Raw genomic sequence first — 2,465 nt, forward strand, 5'->3', positions numbered from 1 at the left:
AGGAGTGGAGCTGCTCGACGTCGCCGGTCCGGCGCAGGTCTTCTCCGAGGCGGGCGAGTACGGCGGGCAGTACCGGCTCACCTATGTCGCGGACCGGCCGTTCGTGCCCAGCCACCAGGGCCTGGGCCTGTCCGCGGGCACGGCGTGGCCGGACCTGTCACCCCGCGACTACGTCGTGGTCCCGGGGTGGCACGTCCCGGACGACGCTCAGGCCGGCCGGGCCCTGCCCGAGGTCGCCCGCGGCGGCGTGATTGCCCACCACGCCGCCGGGGGCAAGGTCGTCAGCGTCTGTGCGGGGGCCTTCGCCCTCGCCGAGGCCGGCCTGCTCGACGGCCGCCGCGCCACCACGCACCACGAGATCCAGGACGAGCTCGCACGCTGCTACCCGCGCGTCGACGTGGTCCGCGACGTCCTCCATGTCAGCGACGGACGCATCCACACCTCCGCGGGCATCGCCAGCGGGATCGACCTCGCGCTGCACCTGCTGGCCGTCGACCAGGGCCCCGCCGTGGCCGCCCGCACCGCGCGAGCGCTCGTGGTTGCGGCCCGCCGCAACGGCACCGCGCCCCAGGAGAGCGCCATGCTGCGCCACCGCGACCACCTCGCCCACCTGGTGCACCGCGCCCAGGAAGTCATCGACGACCGGTATGCCGAGCCGCTCCCGTTGACCGCGCTGGCCGCGGACCTCGGGGTGAGCGAGCGGACGCTGACCCGGGCGTTCGTCGCGGCGACCGGGCTCACCCCGCTGCGCTACCAGCAGACCCTGCGACTGGAGCGGGCCGAGGCGCGGGCCGGCCAGGGCTGGACGCAGGAGTCGGTCGCGCGTGCGGTCGGCTTCAGCGACGCGCGGATGCTGCGCCGCCTGCGGGCCGCGTCCTGACGCCGGCAGTGGCGGCGGCGCGAAGGGCCTCGATGGGCCTCGATGAGGCTCGCTAGGTGAGTATCGGGATACTGCTAGAGAGTCGTAGAGGTGGCGATCGAGCGGGCCGCGGCGCGCGGCGGCGACGCCATGGTGCCGATCCTGTCGCGCCATGCCCGTAGACTGGGGCCGCGGTCCGCACAGTTCTGCCTCGGACCGCCTTCAGACGTCGATCGCCAACGCGCCGCGACCTGCATGGTCTGCGCCGGGCAGAACGTCCCTTTGACTTTGCGGAGTAACCCTTTGTCCACGCACACCTTCGCCGACCTCGGCGTGCCCACCTCCCTGACCCGCATCCTCGCGGAGTCGGGCATCACCACCCCCACCCCGATCCAGGCGGCGACGCTGCCGGACTCCCTCGCCGGGCGTGACGTGCTCGGCCGCGGCCGCACGGGGTCGGGCAAGACCTACGGCTTCCTGCTGCCGCTGCTGACCCGCCTGTCGCAGAGCAACACCCGGCGCCAGCCGAAGAAGCCGCGCTCGCTGATCCTCGTGCCCACCCGCGAGCTGGCCACCCAGATCGAGACCGCGATGGCGCCGCTCGCCGCGGCGCTCGGCCTCAAGACGCTCACGGTCTTCGGCGGGGTCGGACCAAACCCGCAGATCAGCGGCCTGCGTGCCGGTGTCGACGTCCTCGTCGCCTGCCCCGGCCGGCTCGAGGACCACGTCGGCCAGGGCCACGCCGACCTGTCCGCCATCGAGATCACGGTGCTCGACGAGGCCGACCACATGGCCGACCTCGGCTTCCTGCCCGGCGTGCGCCGGCTCATGGACCGCACCCCCAAGGGCGGTCAGCGACTGCTCTTCTCGGCCACGCTCGACGCCGGCGTCGACGTGCTGGTCAAGCGCTACCTGAGCAACCCGGTGACGCACAGCGCCGACTCGGCCCAGTCGCCGGTCAACACCATGACCCACCACGTGCTGCACCTGCAGCCGGAGTCGCGCCTGCCGGTTCTGGTCGACCTGACCGCCGCGCCCGGCCGCACGGTCGTGTTCACCCGCACCAAGCACGGTGCCAAGAAGCTGGCCAAGCAGCTCAACGCCAGCGGCGTGCCCGCCGTCGAGCTGCACGGCAACCTGTCCCAGAACGCCCGCACCCGCAACATGGACGCGTTCCACTCCGGCTCGGCGCGCACCCTGGTCGCCACCGACATCGCCGCCCGCGGCATCCACGTCGACGACGTCAGCCTGGTCATCCACGCCGACCCGCCGACCGAGCACAAGGCCTACCTGCACCGCTCCGGCCGCACGGCCCGCGCGGGCGCCGAGGGCACCGTCGTGACGCTGATGACCGACGAGCAGGTCCGTGACGTGCGCGACCTGACCCGCAAGGCCGGGATCAAGCCGACGACGACCAGGATCGACGCCGAGCACCCGCTGCTGCGTGAGCTGGCGCCGGGCGAGCGGGTGTTCGTCGACAGCCCCGCCCCGGTGGCCCCGGTCACCAACCCTGCTCCCCGGTCGGGCTCGGGCGCCCGCTCCGGCGGCGGTCGTGGCCGTGCCGGCCAGGGCTCCGGCGCCGGGCGCGGTGGCCAGGGCGGCGGCT

Annotated in this window: 2 protein-coding genes; both read left to right on the plus strand. The window is 73.8% G+C overall.

What is annotated here, in order from left to right; genetic code table 11:
- Nucleotides 1-880: GlxA family transcriptional regulator (locus VF825_RS08765; protein WP_331112279.1), on the plus strand; the 880-nt coding region annotated here is incomplete at its 5' end.
- A 234-nt stretch (nucleotides 881-1,114) separates the two neighbouring features.
- On the plus strand, nucleotides 1,115-2,465 hold a 1,351-nt coding region (locus VF825_RS08770), incomplete at its 3' end, for a DEAD/DEAH box helicase (protein ID WP_331112281.1).

Origin of the sequence: Oryzihumus sp., assembly GCF_036391795.1 — a bacterium.
In the GTDB taxonomy this organism is placed as follows: Bacteria; Actinomycetota; Actinomycetes; order Actinomycetales; family Dermatophilaceae; genus Oryzihumus.